This is a genomic window from Streptomyces sp. NPDC054883, from assembly GCF_053610645.1.
Window position 1 is genome coordinate 18,175 of the sequence record NZ_JBSGYT010000014.1, and the last position, 15,637, is coordinate 33,811.

At 66.7% G+C, this 15,637-nt stretch carries 21 protein-coding genes; 11 read left to right on the forward strand and 10 right to left on the reverse strand.

From position 1 onward, the window contains the following. The first annotated feature begins 22 nt into the window (after positions 1-22). On the forward strand, positions 23-223 hold the full coding sequence (locus ACWGH1_RS13120) for a DUF397 domain-containing protein (protein WP_453352309.1): 201 nt from the start codon (positions 23-25) through the stop codon (positions 221-223). Positions 224-290: 67 nt separating this feature from the next. Here ACWGH1_RS13120 and ACWGH1_RS13125 read toward each other — a convergent pair whose 3' ends face one another. Then, a complete protein-coding gene (locus ACWGH1_RS13125) occupies positions 291-986 on the reverse strand; it encodes a VVA0879 family protein (protein WP_453352310.1) in 696 nt (231 codons plus the stop codon). 23 nt (positions 987-1,009) lie between these two features. Then, positions 1,010-1,198, reverse strand: coding sequence for a hypothetical protein (locus ACWGH1_RS13130; protein WP_453352311.1), 189 nt, complete (start codon positions 1,196-1,198; stop codon positions 1,010-1,012). A 508-nt stretch (positions 1,199-1,706) separates the two neighbouring features. On the opposite strand from ACWGH1_RS13130, the gene ACWGH1_RS13135 reads away from it, so the two are divergent. Then, a complete protein-coding gene (locus tag ACWGH1_RS13135; protein WP_453352312.1) occupies positions 1,707-2,210 on the forward strand; it encodes a hypothetical protein in 504 nt (167 codons plus the stop codon). A 4-nt stretch (positions 2,211-2,214) separates the two neighbouring features. Further along, on the forward strand, positions 2,215-3,015 hold the full coding sequence (locus ACWGH1_RS13140) for a hypothetical protein (RefSeq protein ID WP_453352313.1): 801 nt from the start codon (positions 2,215-2,217) through the stop codon (positions 3,013-3,015). A 640-nt stretch (positions 3,016-3,655) separates the two neighbouring features. Here the strand turns inward: ACWGH1_RS13140 and ACWGH1_RS13145 are convergent. After that, positions 3,656-4,111: a hypothetical protein gene (locus ACWGH1_RS13145; protein WP_453352314.1), complete on the reverse strand. Its 456-nt coding sequence runs from the start codon at positions 4,109-4,111 to the stop codon at positions 3,656-3,658. 189 nt (positions 4,112-4,300) lie between these two features. Between ACWGH1_RS13145 and ACWGH1_RS13150 the strand changes: the two genes are divergently transcribed. After that, entirely contained in the window at positions 4,301-5,323 is a 1,023-nt protein-coding gene (locus ACWGH1_RS13150) for a hypothetical protein (RefSeq protein ID WP_453352315.1), read from the forward strand. An 82-nt stretch (positions 5,324-5,405) separates the two neighbouring features. Here ACWGH1_RS13150 and ACWGH1_RS13155 read toward each other — a convergent pair whose 3' ends face one another. Further along, positions 5,406-5,633 carry a hypothetical protein gene (locus ACWGH1_RS13155; protein WP_453352316.1) on the reverse strand — a complete coding sequence of 76 codons (228 nt, stop codon included), beginning with the start codon at positions 5,631-5,633 and terminating at the stop codon, positions 5,406-5,408. A gap of 204 nt (positions 5,634-5,837) precedes the next feature. Between ACWGH1_RS13155 and ACWGH1_RS13160 the strand changes: the two genes are divergently transcribed. The 3 genes from ACWGH1_RS13160 (at position 5,838) to ACWGH1_RS13170 (ending at position 8,319) form a co-directional block, all read left to right on the forward strand. Further along, complete coding sequence (locus ACWGH1_RS13160) at positions 5,838-6,839, forward strand: LuxR C-terminal-related transcriptional regulator (RefSeq protein ID WP_453352317.1); 1,002 nt, start codon at positions 5,838-5,840, stop codon at positions 6,837-6,839. A gap of 65 nt (positions 6,840-6,904) precedes the next feature. After that, the gene (locus ACWGH1_RS13165) at positions 6,905-7,882 is read left to right on the forward strand and encodes a tyrosine-type recombinase/integrase (RefSeq protein WP_453352318.1); all 978 of its coding nucleotides are present in this window, start codon (positions 6,905-6,907) and stop codon (positions 7,880-7,882) included. A 71-nt stretch (positions 7,883-7,953) separates the two neighbouring features. After that, on the forward strand, positions 7,954-8,319 hold the full coding sequence (locus ACWGH1_RS13170) for a hypothetical protein (protein ID WP_453352319.1): 366 nt from the start codon (positions 7,954-7,956) through the stop codon (positions 8,317-8,319). A 47-nt stretch (positions 8,320-8,366) separates the two neighbouring features. On the opposite strand, the gene hemC is transcribed toward ACWGH1_RS13170, so the two are convergent. The 5 genes from hemC to ACWGH1_RS13195 form a co-directional block, all read right to left on the reverse strand. Continuing rightward, positions 8,367-9,302 (reverse strand): hydroxymethylbilane synthase, encoded by a 936-nt coding sequence (gene hemC / locus ACWGH1_RS13175; RefSeq protein ID WP_453352325.1) that lies wholly within the window; start codon positions 9,300-9,302, stop codon positions 8,367-8,369. 18 nt (positions 9,303-9,320) lie between these two features. Beyond that, entirely contained in the window at positions 9,321-9,914 is a 594-nt protein-coding gene (locus ACWGH1_RS13180) for an O-methyltransferase (RefSeq protein WP_453352320.1), read from the reverse strand. After that, positions 9,907-10,890: a hypothetical protein gene (locus ACWGH1_RS13185; RefSeq protein ID WP_453352321.1), complete on the reverse strand. Its 984-nt coding sequence runs from the start codon at positions 10,888-10,890 to the stop codon at positions 9,907-9,909. Before ACWGH1_RS13185 ends, ACWGH1_RS13180 begins: the two co-directional genes overlap by 8 nt. 192 nt (positions 10,891-11,082) lie before the next feature. Continuing rightward, positions 11,083-11,286: a hypothetical protein gene (locus ACWGH1_RS13190; RefSeq protein WP_453352322.1), complete on the reverse strand. Its 204-nt coding sequence runs from the start codon at positions 11,284-11,286 to the stop codon at positions 11,083-11,085. Then, positions 11,283-11,528, reverse strand: a complete 246-nt coding sequence (locus ACWGH1_RS13195) for a hypothetical protein (protein ID WP_453352323.1) — start codon at positions 11,526-11,528, stop codon at positions 11,283-11,285. Before ACWGH1_RS13195 ends, ACWGH1_RS13190 begins: the two co-directional genes overlap by 4 nt. 215 nt (positions 11,529-11,743) lie before the next feature. Between ACWGH1_RS13195 and ACWGH1_RS13200 the strand changes: the two genes are divergently transcribed. From ACWGH1_RS13200 to ACWGH1_RS13215, 4 genes are all read left to right on the forward strand, one after another. Next, positions 11,744-12,364 carry a hypothetical protein gene (locus ACWGH1_RS13200; RefSeq protein ID WP_453352324.1) on the forward strand — a complete coding sequence of 207 codons (621 nt, stop codon included), beginning with the start codon at positions 11,744-11,746 and terminating at the stop codon, positions 12,362-12,364. Between the two features lie 712 nt (positions 12,365-13,076). Further along, complete coding sequence (locus ACWGH1_RS13205; protein ID WP_453357762.1) at positions 13,077-13,565, forward strand: hypothetical protein; 489 nt, start codon at positions 13,077-13,079, stop codon at positions 13,563-13,565. Positions 13,566-13,787: 222 nt separating this feature from the next. Then, the gene (locus ACWGH1_RS13210) at positions 13,788-13,946 is read left to right on the forward strand and encodes a hypothetical protein (RefSeq protein ID WP_453357761.1); all 159 of its coding nucleotides are present in this window, start codon (positions 13,788-13,790) and stop codon (positions 13,944-13,946) included. A 171-nt stretch (positions 13,947-14,117) separates the two neighbouring features. Next, a complete protein-coding gene (locus ACWGH1_RS13215; RefSeq protein WP_453408673.1) occupies positions 14,118-14,375 on the forward strand; it encodes a hypothetical protein in 258 nt (85 codons plus the stop codon). 236 nt (positions 14,376-14,611) lie between these two features. Here the strand turns inward: ACWGH1_RS13215 and ACWGH1_RS13220 are convergent, their stop codons facing one another. Next, complete coding sequence (locus tag ACWGH1_RS13220) at positions 14,612-15,631, reverse strand: hypothetical protein (protein ID WP_453351496.1); 1,020 nt, start codon at positions 15,629-15,631, stop codon at positions 14,612-14,614. Positions 15,632-15,637: the final 6 nt, after the last annotated feature.

A 15,637-nucleotide genomic window follows, 5' to 3' on the forward strand; every position in this document is an offset into this window, starting at 1 on the left:
ACCAGAAGAGAAAGGCAGATCCATGCAGCACCAGCAGTACGCATTCAAGGACTGGACGAAGTCGTCCTACAGCGGAGGAAGCGGCGAGGCTTGCGTCGAACGCGCCGTCGACAGCGACTGGGGTGTCGTCGGCATCCGTGACTCCAAGCTGGACGAGAGCCCGGTCCTGCCGGTTTCGGCGACGGCCTGGACCGCGTTCATCGGCGGCGTGACCGCCCAGTAGTAGCTCTCCGCACAGAGCAGGGCCCCCGGCATCCAAGCTGCCGGGGGCCCTCTGTGTGTAGCGTCGGTCAGTTCTTGCCCGACCTCAACCCCGCCTCGATCAGCAGGTCATCGACATTGTCCTGGTGCCCGCAGGGGTTGGTCCACGCCTGCGCGACGTAGCCCTTTCCGGCCTCGGCTTCCCCGTGGAAGCCAACGGGAGTCCCGCGTCGCTGACCGCATGCGCAGAGGTCGGGAATCCGCAGCATGCGCGTCACGGGCTTGCGGTCCGTACTGGCGGCGCTGTCGTGGACCGTGACGATGTGGGTTCCCTCAACGTCCAGCTCGCCGAACCTGCCCGGGTTGTAGAGGTGCACGGCCGTCGCGGGGTCGTCACCGGCGGCGAGAGGGAACGACCAAGCGGAGCGCTCGGGCGTGCCGTCCATGACGATCTCCCACGGCCCACGGAAGAGACCGTAGGCGGTCCAGTCGCAACCGCGCCCCTCCCACTCGTTCTGAGGGCCGTCCAGGGCCCCCAGAATCCGGCCGAGGCACTCCTGGCCGATCAGCTCGCCGGGGTTGTCGACACGCTCGCCCCTTCGCATGGTGGGGTGGTCGGTCAGGGCTTGGCGCCAGTCGGCGATCGAGGCGACGTCGGCGCAGTTGGGGCACTGGAAGGCCCACCGGTCGGTGGCGTCGCCGAATCGGCGTCGGGTCTCGGCGAGGAGATCCCTGTGGGCGAGCTTGGGGTGGGCAGTGGGGTTCTCGATGGTGGCGGGTTGCATCAAGTCCTCCAGGGTGGCGGGGATTAGTTCTGGCTCTGGACTCGGAGCCAGGTGGTGCAGTGATCGGTGTCGAAGAAGTCGCCGGGCTTGAGGAGCACGTACGTGCTTCCTCCGGACTCCACATCGGTGGCGATGATCGAGCCGGACTCCCCCGACGCGTCCTTCGATCGCTTCCAGCTGCAGGCGCTGCTGTTGGTCCTCGACCGGTACAAGCCGGGTGCGACATCGGTGCCAACCCAGAAAGTCCCCGTCCCCGGGATCTCCCGGGGGTTAACGGGCTTACGGCCGACGGGGGGCGTAGTCACAGCCGAGGGGATGCTGTCCGAGGCGATGGAGAACCCGATGAACAGGCCGCAGACGAGGGAGCCAGCAACCCAGGGCCAGCGACGGATGATCACCTTCGACTGGGCCGCTTGTGCGGAGCTGCTCGATTTGGCCGAGTTGTCGGCGGTTTTCCCCTTCTGCACTAGCCTCTCCGAATCAACGCCGCCGTGGCCTTGCTTTTTGGCGGTATGGACTGGTGCCCGCTGGCGGGTGCGGGCAGCCTGGGGTGGACCCCACCAGGGGTGTGGTCCGAGGGGCTCCTGACTGACCGTGAGCCACCCCGGCATCGTGTCCGAGGGACGTTCCTCTGTCAACTAAAGTACGCACCTGGGTAGGGTGGGGTCGTGGAGTTGGCGAGGTGCGCGTGACGAAGCAGAGCGGCGGGGGTGGGCCCTGATGTCTTCGCTTGCCGCCAAGTTGCGGTATCTGGCCCACCGCCTCTCTCCTGGTTCTCCTCCGTCGAGCCGCCAACTGTCTGCCGCCTTCCGTGCGCTGCCTGGGCATACACGAGGCGGCTCGCATGCGGCCATCGCCAAGCTGCTCAGCGGGGACGACACGAATCCCACCGTGGCGACGGTGGTCGCACTGGCCGAGATCATGAACGTGCCCGCCGCTTTTCTGCTGCCCGGTTCGCCGGACCTCAAAGCCCTGTCGGTGTTGGAGCAGAGCGAGAGTGTTCGGGAGGTTGTCCGACACCTTGAGGGACTACCGAAAAGCGATCTTGACGAGCTGTTGGCTCAGATCAAGAAGCGCCGGGCTGACCTTGGCCTCCAGCCGGAATGTCCGATTGAGGTCGTTGTTGACGTCGCGGTCGATCCCAAGGATGATCGCCGCGACAGACGGCGACGCACCCCCGAGGAATCCGCGAGGTACGCCGCAGATTCTCTGGAAGGGATCTAGAAATTTGGACAGCACGTCAACTCCGCTCGATGGCGTCATATTCGGCTTTTGCGCCGCCCTCGGAGTCGTTGTCACCGCGCTCTGCGCCTACCGGGCCCGGAGAAAACCAACGGTCGTCAATTGGTGCATATCCTTCGCCTTCGGCATATGCACTGTCGGCGTGTTCTTCGCTGTTCCGTCCGTGGCGAAATGGGCGGAGAACATCACAGGCGTCGAGAACATAGCGAAACTCGTCGCCCACATCTGTGCCATCCTGTGGTGCGTGTTCCTCCAGCTCGCCATGGTCGACATCGCCTACGCCCCCACCTATCTGCGGGTGGCCATCGCCCGGCGGGCGTTCGTCGCCGTTGCCGTCCTGGCTGCCATGGTCCCGTTGTGGCTGAGCGCCAACGCCCCCAACGTCGACTTCACCACCGCTTTCGCTTCGAATGTCCCCGTTCGCGTTTACCTGATCACGTACCTCTTTTACGTGTTCTTTACGTGCAGCGAACTGGCCTTCATGTGCGGCAAAAGCGCACTGCAAAACTGGCCGGGGCGCCCCTGGAGTACATTCGGATACGCGGCGTCTGCCGTGGCCGCCGCAATGGGACTCGGATACGCGGCATCCCGGGGCGGCTACCTGATCGCCTACACCGTCGGCACACCCTGGTCGCTCCAGGTCGAGGAGAAGCTGTCCCCCGCCCTCGCGGGCGTCGCGGTCATCTTCTTGTTCCTCGGCCTGACCCTGCCGTTGATCGGGACGCTGATCCACGAGTGGCGGCGGAAGTCGGCACGGCAGGTCGTGGATGAAAGCCGAAAGAGTTAAGGATCGAAGGCTTCTCTGAGAGCGATTCTCCGCTCAGGCTCTACTCTGGCTCCAGCGGTCTCGACATCCGAGGTGTGCCCGGATGGCTATGGCCGGGCTGCGGCGGCACTGCTGTTGCTCTTAGACTATTCCTCCCTCGCCGTATAGACGTTCGGCGAGAGGAGTGATGACGTTCATGGCCTCCCAGACGTACACGCCCAGCCATGTGGCTCGTCCGTAGTAACTCTGGTTGAGGAGGTGCCGGTTGGGGCGCCAGGATCCGCCTTCGAGGCGGCCAACCCAGTAGGTGCACCGTTCCGACGGTACGGGAGGCGCGGAGGCCCAGAAGAGCTCGACGTCGCTCACGGCCTCCGGCTTGTGCCCCCATGGCGGTGCGCTCATAGAGGGACTGTACCCAACCAACCGACATCGCACTGCGCCCCCTGGCGGTCGGACACCAAGGGGCACTGGTTGTGGGGTGCACCCACACTGTGCAGCGGCTCCTCAGCGTTCTCAGGCGAAGGGGAGCCGTTGTGGCGCTCAGGCTACCAGCAGCGGTGGGACAGGCGGCAGTTGTGCTCTCCTCCTCGAAGCTCTCCGATGCGGCGGTCTGAGAGGCCCAGACGGGCGGCGCGCTTCACGGTGTCGGGGGGGGCGAGCCTTAGCGTCGGCTGCCGGGGGCGCCGATGATGCGCCGGTGTTCGAGGGCCTCGCTCAACAGGCGGCGAATCGTCTCGGGCATGTCCTCGGCGTACATCTCCGAGAGGTCGGCGATCTCGTTGTGCGTGCGCGCGGGAACGGTGGTGATCAGGCGTTCTCCGATGGCCGGGCGACCGCCCTTGGGGCGCTCGAAGTACCTCTTCAAGGCTTCCGGGTGCTTGTTCTCCTGCAGCCACGTGCGGGCGTCGTCGGCATCCAGCTTGGTGTAGGTGCTGTCCGAGCCGTTGGCCTCGTTTAGGACCCAGTCGTCGTCGGCGGTCAGGTAGAGGTGTTCGGTCATGGAGCGGCTGTCGAAGTCCGGGTCCTTACCCTCGAACATGTCGGCGTCGTCGGTCTCGAACCAGCCGCCGTTGTAGGTGCAGCCGTTGTGGATGCCGTTAAACGCGACGCGAGCCATAGCAGCCTCCGTTGGTGGTTTAGATGTCGTAAACGTAGCGCCTGGTTTGAGTGATGTAAACCCTCACCGAACTCCCTGCGGACTCTCGGCTGGTCGAGCAGTTGTTGGCATGCTCGCGACAGGTCGATAATTGGCATTATTGACTGGTTCCCCCTGGGGGTATGACACCGCGCATGTAGCCTGATGTGTATGACAGACGAGACCGGAACCGTCGACGGCCCCGTGACGATCAGGAACACCATCCAGGTCTGGGCGCGGGAGATGGATTCGGGCATGGCGAGGGCTGCGGTGCTCCGGCGGCGCTACCGAGCGCGGGGAGGACATTGGGGACCTCCCGGCGGAGCCAACGGCGGGCCTATGCTCATCGCCGAGCCAGGCCTGAGCAACGTCGAGATGGCGGTCGCAGCAGTATGCGCTGCCCTCCGCGTGACCACGCCTGGCGAAGAGGTTTATCTGTCAGTCAACTACGCCACGTCCCTCAAGCTCCAGGAGCTGATCCGAGGTGAAGGTGTTGCCGACTTGCCGCAGGTGGTTCAGCGAGTCATTGAAGAGGCAATGCCTATGCTGGCGCAGGCACATATCGAGGCTCTAGACCGCCGGGCCTTCCGTACGTTGGCCAAGCAAGTAGGCGACTCTGTCGACGACAGCCGCTTTGAAGGCATCAGCAAGAAGGTTCGGCAGGTGGACGCGGGGCGTCGGTCCAGGACCCATGCACCTGATGCCGTCTCGGTGGATGAACCGGGGTGGGCCGTCGACTGGGGGTGCTCTAGAAAGTACGAGGCCGCCTCTGTGGCCTTCGTCGAGGTTGAGCCTCCGGGCAACCCTGTTTCCCACTGCAAGGTTATGGCCATCCCAGCCGACTCAGCTGCCGTACAGCACGGAGAACTTGACGCCGTTCTTGCTGCTTACCGCTACTCCCTGACGTGTGGACGGCCTGGGGAGATCTTCTACACGGACAGTCGCGACACGGCTCGCCGCTTGAAGGCGTTCGTGGAGCTTCGGCGCCCAGTCAGCTTCGGCACGCTCCTTGTGGAGTTGGCGGCTCCATTTTCTGACGAGGAGTTGCTTGGTCTGGACGTCCGTTGGGTGTACCGGTCCTCGAACCGGGCCATGAGGCTGGTCGATCTTGCTGTCCGCACCATGTATAGAGGCGAGGCCGTCTTGGAGGAGTCGGTGGTACAGCTACCTTGGCTTCTGCACGCCGACAGCTGAGTGGTCCGATTTGGGGTGGTGGTCGGCCGGTGCGGGCTGGAAGGTGGTAGGGCCCTGGAGCCCGCACCGGCCGGTGGAGGGGTCAGCCCCAGATGGAGTCCTGAGGGGCGACCGGGGTTTCGGAAGACGGCGCGGAGGTTGTACCCGTGCTGCCGCCGGTGTTCTCGCCCGGCGCCGGGTCGACCTGGACGAGGCCCCAGATCGAATCGGCCTGGGTGCTGGTGCTGCCGCCGGTGGTGGCGACTGCACCCAGGATGGCTGCGAGAGCCAACAGACCGACGGCGAGGCGGTTTCGGGTTGCGATGATCACGGGAACTCCCTGGGTACGGATTGGGCGCATAACGTTGGCGGGTAAACCCTCTCACCAACCCGCTGGGCTGCACAGGCGTTCGCAACCAGTAGTACCTGTGTGCGTTCGGGCTGGCTGAGAGCTAGGTTGTCCGACAGATAGTCATCGGATCAACACGTCGGAGGGTGCGTCTGAGTGCACTGCTCCTACACGAAGGCGCAAAGGGTGACAACAGCAGACAACATCGTCGCAGACGACGAGAACTACGTGCTCTCCGAGATCGACGTCCAGGTCTACCGGGATCTGCTCGACCACAGGAGTGTCGACGAGCGGGACCCTGCGGTCCAGACGTCCGTAGCGAAGCTGACGCGATTGCACCTGCTCACCCCCAACCCCCACCAAGAGAACGCGCTCCCTGTGCCACTCCCGCCGGAGCACGCCGAACGTGCCCTCATGGAGCGGGAACGTGAACGGGTGGCCGAGGCCGCACGGCGCATGGAGGCCACTGCAGCACTGAGGAGCGCGCTCTCTCCCTTGTACGAGCGGGCGCGCTTGAGCAGTGATGGTGGCGGAGTAGAGACGCTGCGCGGCGTCGAGGCAATCAACATCCGTATCCGCTCGGCGGCCGAGCAGGCGACGGCGGAGCTGTTCACGGCGCAGCCTGGGGAGCGTCCGCCGGAGATCCTTGACAAGTCCCTGGACGTGGACGCCGCCATCCTCCGGCGGGGCATCTCGCTGCACACCATCTACTCGGCCAGCGCGCGCACGCGTGCCCCCGAGATCCACTGGGCCACCGAGATGTCGAAACTGGGGGCGCAGATCCGGACGCTCCCGGACGCCTTCAACCGGATCATCCTGATCGACAAGAAGCACGCGTTCATCGACGACCCCTCTGCGGAGGGGTCGGTGCACGCCGCACTGCATGTCACGCACCCGGGGATGGTCGCCTACCTCGCCGCCCAGTTCGATCTCGCCTGGAGGCGTGCCGACATTTGGACAGGCGGCCGGGCACCGCTGACCCAGCGGGACCAGCTGACCGGGGTGCAGATGACGATCTTGCGGTCCATGGCCGAGGGGCTGCAGGACCAGCAGATCGCCAGGGAGATCGCCTGCAGTAGGCGAACGATGTCCGAGCACTTGAAGCGGCTCTACGAGCTTTTCGGAGTCGAGTCCAAATTCCAGCTCGGCCAGAGGTGGGCAGAGATCAGCAGCAACCTGCCGGAGTAGCCCGGACAGGCCACCTGCAACGGTCTCAGGGTGGGAGTGCAGGGGGGAAGCGGCAAGATGTCTGCATGTCCCTGATGACCCTGGCCAGAACCGACGTAGCTGTCGCACCGACGGGCTCCCTCAGCACGCTTGCCGAGATCGACCGGGTACGTCTGGTCTGCGAAGAGATCAAGCGGCAGTGGCTGCTGGAGTACAAGAACGCCAGCACCCGCCGCAGCTACGGCCGGAATCTGGATGCCTGGCTGAACTGGTGCCTGGACAACGCGGTCTCCCCTCTGGCCGCCCGGCGTGAGCACTCCGCGCAGTGGTCGGCGGACTTGACGGAGGTCTTCGCCCCGTCGTCCACGAACCAACACTTGAGCGCGATGAATGCCTGGTACGAGTACGGCCTTGATGAGTACGAGCGCGTCTTCCAGGTCCAGCGCAGCCCCTGGCGCAAGAAGCACCGCCAAGAGGTCTCCGACGAGTCGCAGACTCTCGGCCTGGACAAGGCGGAGGCCCAGGCGCTCGCAGCGATGTCCCGGGAGTACGGACCCTTCGACGCGGCCGTTGTCGAAACCCTCCTCGGGACCGGCCTGCGGTCGGGGGAGCTGGAGGGCGCCACTATCAAGGACCTCGGGCGCTCCCGGGGGCGCCGTACCCTGAGCGTCGTCCGCAAGCGGAGCAAGAAGCAGACCATCCCGCTCCCCCCGGCCGCCGAGAAGGCCATCTACCTCCACCTGGCCTCGCGTCTGCATGCCCGCCCCAGCGATCCGCTTCTCCTGTGCCACGACGGCGCACCCCTGACCAACCGGCGGATCGACGTCATCATCAAGCGCTGCTGCCGGGCCGCCCGGATCGAGAAGTCGATCTCCCCCCACGGGCTGCGGCACACCTGCGCCACGCTCATGCTCGACGCTGGGGTTAGCCTGCGCATGGTCCAGCGCATCCTCGGCCACTCCAATCCGGGAACCACGAACAGGTATGACCTGGCCCGCAACGACCTGGACGCCTCCCCGGTGTACGCGCTCGCCGAGTTTCTGGGCACCAGTGCTGCCACCTGACTATCGAGCTGCTCGGCCATTGAACTATCCGGATAGACTGGCCCCTCGTCGACCCACGTGAGGATCCCCGTATGGCTGAGAGTGCATCCCGGAAAGCCCGCCGCCTCGACTTCACCGTGCCCCCAGGTGGCCTGCTTCCCGCCGAAGGCTCGGTCAAGGGGCCGCCTGTCAAAGTGAAGACGGTCAAGGTCCCTGACGCGCTCAACCGGCACATCATGAACTTCATGGCGCGCCACCCCGTCGACTTCGCGAACGTGGCCCTTGCGTTGTGGCGTGCCCTGATGCGTGAGGAGATTGCCGAATTGGAGGCGGCCAAGGTGGCGCAGAGGCGGGAGGGTGGTCCGGTGGCCCCCAAGACCGGGCCGATCTATCAGGCAATGGCCGCCGAGCTGCAGATGATGAGGGACGAGCAGTCCGGCAGAACCTCCGACCAGTGATCATGACGGTGGCCCTACCGGATGGTAGGGCCCGCGCCGTTTTCGAGCTAGTGGGGAATGCCGTCGATCAGCTCCCGGGCGCCCTGTCGCAGGAGGGCGACGGCTACGGCGGTGCCGAGCGTGGCGGGGTCGAGCGGTCCGGCCCACTCGTGCGCACGCAAGACGCGCTTGCCGTCCGGGGTGAACACCTTCGCGTAGAGGGCAAGCTCGCCGTTTTCCTCGGTGCTCGCGTAGCCCGCGATAGGGCTGTTGCAATGCCCCTGGAGGACGTGCAGAAGCATCCGTTCCGCAGTGGCCTCGCGGTGGGTGGCGGGATGACCGAGTGCGCTGATCGCCTTGATCAAGGCGGCGTCGTCCTCGCGGCACTGGAGGGCAAGAATCCCGGCTCCGATCGGCGGACACATGGCCTCGGGCGACAGGATTTCGGTGATGACGTCCTGGCGGCCGATCCGTTCCAGCCCGGAAACCGCCAGCAACAGGGCGTTCGCCTCGCCTGCGGCGAGCTTGTCGAGTCGACGATTTGCGTTACCCCTAATCGGGACGCATTCGAGGTGCGGGTGAGAGGCGGCGAGCTGGGCAATGCGCCGTACGGAGGATGTGCCGATACGCGTTCCGGCCGGGAGGTTCTGCAGAGTGAGGCCCTCGGGGTGTACGAGGGCGTCGCGGATGTCGTCGCGCTCCAGGAAGGCGGCGAAAACCGTACCTGCGGGCAGGGGGCGATCCGCAGGGATGTCCTTGAGGCAGTGCACGGCCAGGTCCGCGCCACCGGCCAGGAGCGCGGCGTCCACTTCCTTGGTGAATGCTCCCTTGCCCTCTACGGCGGCCAGGTCGCCCATCCACCGGTCACCGGTCGTTTTGACGGGGACGACTTCGGTGACCGTTCCGGGGTAGAGCGCGCCGAGTTCGCGGCGGACGCGCTCTACCTGGGCCAGGGCCATGGGTGAGTCTCGGGAGACGATGCGGATCAGCTCAGGGGCGGACATGCCGCCCACGATAGCCGCTCAGGTCCGAACGCCGAGCACCAGACCCGACGCCCAATTCAGCGTCATCGGGCGGAGATTGGCCACGGAGGGGAGTTCCTCCAGGTAGCGGTCCACGCGTTCCTGGTGGTCCTCGGGCCACGTCTCCTGGGGCAGGAGGTCGTCTCCGACGTAGAAGCCGCCCGGCTTGAGCAGGGCGACGGCATCGGCCATGCGGCGGTATTTGCCCGGACGGCAGTCGACGAACACGAGGTCGAACGCGGGTTCCCTGCCCGCCTGCGTGTCCAGCCAGTGGTCGACGTCGGCGTGCATGAAGAAGATAGATCGGCCCGGTTCGTCGCTCCACAGGTGCTTGCGGGCGATCATCTGCGCGTCGGCGTCCCGCTCGACGGTGATCAGGCTGGAGTGGATGTCCATGCCGTCGCTGATCCAGGCGGCTCCGGCTCCCACGCCAGTGCCGAGTTCCAGGAACTGCCCGCCCGGCTTGGATGCCGCGAGGATGGACAGGAGAGCGCCCGTGCGCTCGTCGCAGGACATCCGGAAGTCGAAGGTCTGCGCGTCGGCGAGGATGGCGTCGAGGCTGGCCGGGCGAATCAGAGAGGTCAGGTCATCCACGGTGGTCCTCCAGGTATGCCGCGACGGTGGCCGCCGCGTACGTGAGAATCGAGTCGGCCCCGGCGCGCTTGAGTGATGCGGTGTACTCGGTCATGCCCGCGCTTCCGAGACACTGCAGGGCGGCCCATTCCCCCGAGGTGCTGTAGGCCACGAGCGGGACCTGCGTGGTGTCACGGAGCCGGACGAGGACGTCCACGGCGGTCATGACGGGCTGGAGCGTCAGGGAGTCGGCCCCTTCGGCGAGCCACCGCTCCGCCTGGATGAGGGTGTCGCGCTGGGCGCGCCCTCCGGCGGACAGCTGCAGTCCCAGCCGGTTGCCGGAGGCGGGGTTGGTGCCCATGAGGTCTTTGAACGGACCGTACAGGGACGTGTGCAGTGCGAGGTTCGGGTTGATGCCGACAGCTCGATGGCCGCCCTGGTTCAGGCGCTCGCGGACGGCGGTGATCATGCCGTCGAGCATGGCGGTGGGCGAGATGACGTCGGCTCCGGCGTCCGCGTGCTGCATGGCCATGGTGCGGGCGAGGCCGTAGGTGGCATCGAGGTCGATGTCCCCGTCGTCCGTGCGCAGGACGCACTCACCGTGGCTGGTCCACGAGCATCCGCAGACCTCGGTGGTCACAGCCAGGTGGGGGTTGCTGTTCTTGATCGCGCTGATCGCACGGATCATCAGGTTGGTCGGCTGCACGGCGCCGGAGGCGTCTTCGTCCCGGGCGTCGCCGCCCCAGGCGAAGAGCTTGACGCCTCGGATGCCGAGTTCGCTCCACTTGGCGACGGTCGCCTCGACGTCGGAGATGCCTACGGCCCCGGGCAGAGACCCGCGTCCGATGTGGTCGTCGGGCAGGGCGAGCAGTGGCGCCATGAGGTGATGGGCGCCGAGAGGCGTGTGGTCGTAGAGATTGCGGACGGCCGCGCGGGCCCGGGACGGGTTGATGCCCTCCGGATAGAAGGCGGGTAAGCGGGAGATCGTGTCGGTCACGGGGTTCCCCTTGGTGGCGGTGGGATGTGTGACGAGGGGCGGCGGCTGGCCTGTGCTCGCCGCCGCCCCCGTTGCAGGAAGTCTGCTCCTCACCGGACCAGTGCGCGACAGTTTCTCGATTTTGGTTATATGTCAGTCGGAGTTGGTATGTCAGCCTGGCATATGCCCTGTAACGGGTGTTGAAGGCCAGGGTCAGCGGGTCTCTGGCGGCACAAGTGCCATGAGCCGGATGGCCACATCCACAACCGATTCGCCCTGGGCGGCCGAGGCCAACCGGCGGGGGCGTTCGACCGCGAGGTAGTTGTGCAGTCGCTGCAGCTCGGCCACTGCCGTGTCGTGCAGCGCCACTGCTGGATCGCTGGCGGGCGGCGGCGGGAAGGCGCCTTCCGTGGTCACGAGACGTGGAAGGGGTCGGAAGCCGAAGTCGGCTCCAGCTTGCCGGGGTTCTTCTTCTCCCAGGCGGCTCTGAGCGTCACCGACTGGGGGACGCCCAGGGAGGCGTGAGGACCGAGGTGGCCCTCCACGACATCGCAGGAATAGTTGGCGTACTCACCGGTGACCAGGTCGCGGCAGGCACGCTCCGGCCAGACGGGGGTGCGGAAGGCCAGTGGGGTGACGGCTCGGTTGCGGGTCGGCATGGGGTGCTCCTCTCTCCACCCCTTGCCTTGGCCAGAGCGCCCCGGACAGGGCTGGCTCGGACTGGCATATGCCAACCTTCGCCCGAGACTTCTCATTTTTGAGAATTCTCATAATCTCGTGAAGGAAGGCAGCGCCAACTGCCCACAGCCCAGGAACGCCCCCGCCAACGCTCTCAGCCTGCTGGGACGAGGCTTCCCCGGAAGGACATCACACCGTGACCGCAACCATGATCGAAACGACCCCCAACGTCCGCGAACTGCTGGAAGAGAAGGACTTCGCAGCCCTCGTCGCCCTGATCGTCCGCGACAACGGCGGACTGGAGAAGGCCGTAGCCGAGGCTGTTCTCAGCGAGGCCCGACACCTGCTGTCCGACGCGGACTTCGACCGCCTCGTCGAGAGGGCCGTCAACAGCAACCCCGGCGTCGATGAGCCCCTCGCGGAGATGATCGCCGAGGAGACCCTCAAGTGCTGGGTCGCCGCCGCGCACCGCGCCGAACTACGCAGGCAGGACCCGACGCTGGTCCACACCAGCATGCTGCCGTCCGCCATCGTCGATGCCGGTTGGCACGCCCTGCTCCTGTGCTCGACGATCGCCTGGAAGCTCAGCGTGAAGCTCGGCCACTTCATGCACCACGTGCCCGAGATCGCGAGCTACAAGCGGAACGAGGCGGGTCTGCAGGAGTCCCAGGACGCCATCCGCGCCGTCGGCTACGAGCCGAATCCCCTCATGTGGGACCCCAAGTCGGACCGTCTCGTCAAGATTCACGGGGTGAGCATGCACTCGGAGTGCCACGAAGGCGGCTCCGCCTGCTCGGCTCCGCCGGTGACGCTGTAGTCCAACCAGACTCCGCAGCCCTGCGGTTGCCCCTACAGTAGGGCCAACCTTAGGAGGACCTGATGGCAGCCAACTGGGTCGATCCGCAATACCGGCCGGTGGTCGCCCTACGCGAGAGGGCGCTATATCTGCCGAGCGGGAGGCACCGACGCAGGCGTGTGTGCCCCGAATGCGGGCTCGGGCTCGTCATCATGGTCGATCTCCAGACCAAAGATCCTGTGCAAGTCTGCCCCTGTCGAACCATCAGGCTCTCCGACTGATGGCGACACCGACGCCCCGTCCGCCTCATGGCGGGCGGGGCGTTCGTCTGACACCCGCCGGGGTGCGGGCGCCCGGTCCTCATCACTCCAAAGAGTGATGAGGCCTTTCATTTCTGAGAAACTGTCACTAACGTACTGGGTGTCGGCAGCCGACGGAGCGTCACTCCATCTGCGCCTCGGCGGCTGTCGACAGCACCCGAACCCAGCGGGACAAACCCATCCGGGCAGCCCGACACCGGCAGACATGCAGGTGCGCGCCACCCGGCCCGGCCCCGCTCGCCTGATGAGGTGCCGCGCAAGCGGTGAGCTGAGGGTGCACCCCACAGGCTCCCCCGCATCCACCAGCTGTTCACACTCCATGGGGATGCGGGGTCAGCCTTGTCCGGCGCCCTCGCCACCGCGCCACAGATCCTGCGCACGAGCACCCCCCAACCCGCCATGGAGGTCTCGCCATGAAGCCCGCCACCCGCCCGATACGACGCATCCTCGCCGTCAGCGGCGTCGCCCTGACCATCCTCGCCGCCACCGGTGCCGAAGAGGGGGGATGCGCCGCCCCCGGCAATCAGCCCACCGCGCAGAACGGCTACCGCTGCTCCGCGAGCCTGGAGAAGCCCTACCTCTACAACCGGCGCCTGTCGGGCAAAGCCGTCGCCCAGTGCAACCCGGCTCCGCGCACGCACAAGATCACCGTCCAGCTGTGGTCGGAGAACGTCAAGACCGGCGTCTGGAAACCTGAGGGCGAGGCCCGGGTCTCCTACGAAGTGCCTACCAAGGGGCATACGGTGGAACTGTCGGTTTTGGCCCGCTGTCAGCCCGGCCTCTGGCAGACTCGGGTGACCGTCGAGACGACGGCGGTCGACCCCGCCACTGGCAAGGTCACCACGGACGTCAAACACCATGAGACCGTGATCACGGACACGACGAGGCGAGATGACTGCTGACCGGCTCACCTTCACCTACGGCCCAGGCGCCGTGCGAGACATCCGCCGCCCCCTCGCCTTCCTCCGCACCACCCTGTGGCTACTCCAGGCCCGCAGGAGGGCGAGCAGGCTCCTGGACACCCTCACGTGCGAGGAGTACCGGGCCCTTGGACACGACTGCGCCCGAGCCGCCGTCCACCGGCACCACAGGCCCACGAGCAGCCACTCCGAAAGGACATCCGTATGACCTCCCCCGCCGACACGCCGTCCGAGGAGCAGGCGCTCGACGCCGTGCTGACGACCCACATGCAGGAGATGCGGCAGGTGGTCGGCGAGGCCCTTGACGTAGAGACGGGCCTGCGGAACCTGAACGGCTCCACAGGCTCTCACCAATCCTCGTAACCCAACCGCCCCGCCCCAGGTCCACGAAGCCCCGCCTGCCCCCTCCCCCAGCAGGCGGGGCTTCGTGCTGCCACCCAGCCGTCATCCGGGGGAAGAGGGGCCGTGTCGCGTGTCGGGCTTGGGCGCCTGCTTCTAGCGTCGAAGATCCAACTGACGAAGAGAGGACGGCTGATGGCGGGTTACTGGGTTGAGGTACATGGGGCGCCCGATCCGGACGGCACGGAGACCCCGCCGTGGCTCTCCTCCCGGATGGAGTCCGACCTCGCCCCCACGGGTCTGCCCCGCTGGGTGAAGGAGGACATCAAGAGGAAGATGGGGCCGGTGGCCGACATCCTCGTGCACACCGTCAGAGTGTGGGGCGCGAGCAGCGCCACAACGACAAGGCCGTCCGCGCGCCCCTTGGTCGTACAGCGCGCGGACACGCTCTAGAGGGCTCTCCGGGGCTGCTCTGCGGAGCTTTGCACGGCCGGGTGCGCCGGGGCCTTTCGTGTTTGGTCCCGCACCACCTCGGCCGTGGCGTGGCCAACAAGGTAGGTCTTGGCCCAGGCAGCCCACGTTGGTAGGCCCCTTGCGGCGCGCGAAGTGCCTGAGGAAGTCGAGGTCCTCGGCGGTCATGTTGAGCGTCAGTTTGGCCAGGCGCCCTCAACGAGGCGGAGTCCGTGTCGTTACGCGGGGAGCGGCTGTCCGAGACCGGGCACCGGGCTGGGGTCGACCGCTTCTTCGTCTCCGTCGCAGTCCCGGCACCAGGGACACCAGGGCTGGAGTCGGCTGTGGGCGCGTCCGAGGACGAGCCAGATGACGAGGATCGCGGCGGCGGCGCCGAGCAGGGTGCGTCCGGCCCAGGTGTGGGGGAACACCCAGGAGAGTGTCCAGGCGGCGAGGGTGGTTACGGGTGCGGTGAGCCGGAGCAGGTGGTCGGTGCGGAGCATGCGCTTGCGCAGGGGCCGCTCGGCGATCTGGCTGCCGTTGGCGGGGATGCGCCGCGCGCAGACCATGCAGGGGTTCTTGGAGTGGTACTGCAGGTGGTAGTTCATGGCCTGGAGGGTGGCCAGGACGCCAAGGGCGTAGGTGATTTCGAGGGAGGGGCGGCTCAGGGCGGCCATGCCGAGGGCGGTGACGGCGGGGATGAGCGGGAGCAGGACCCACAGGGCATGGTGGCCCACCTCGTGCTGCCAGCGCTTGTGGGGCACGCGCATCTGACCGGCGCGGCACCTCTCCAGGAAGCATTCGTCGCGGTGGCGTTCGTGGGTCTGCTCGTTCATGAGAGCGCGTACGACGATTGCGGCCAGCAGGAGGTATAGGGGGGCGAGGACTGCGGGCCGCCATGGGCCGAGGGCGTTCAGGTACGGCTTGGGAAGTACGACCGCGCAGACGAACGCCTTGGCGCTCCAGCGGATCACGAACCTCTTGGCGCGGCCGGGGTGGACGAGACGGGCGAGACGGAGGCGGGCCTCGGGGGTGGCTTCCTGGCGGGGCGGCTTCTCGCAGTGTGAGCAGATGTCCCACTGGTGCGCGGCGGCGAAGGCCAGGAAGACGAAGGCGAGCGCCCAGGCGCCCGTCGCGCCCACCCGGTAGGCGAGCCCCCGGTCCTGGGCGGCCGTGAGGCATGCGGCGGCGACGAGGGGTGGCCACAGTGCCGTACGGGCGCGGTGGGCGATGGTCGAAAGTTCGGGTCGGTCGTCCATGCGGAG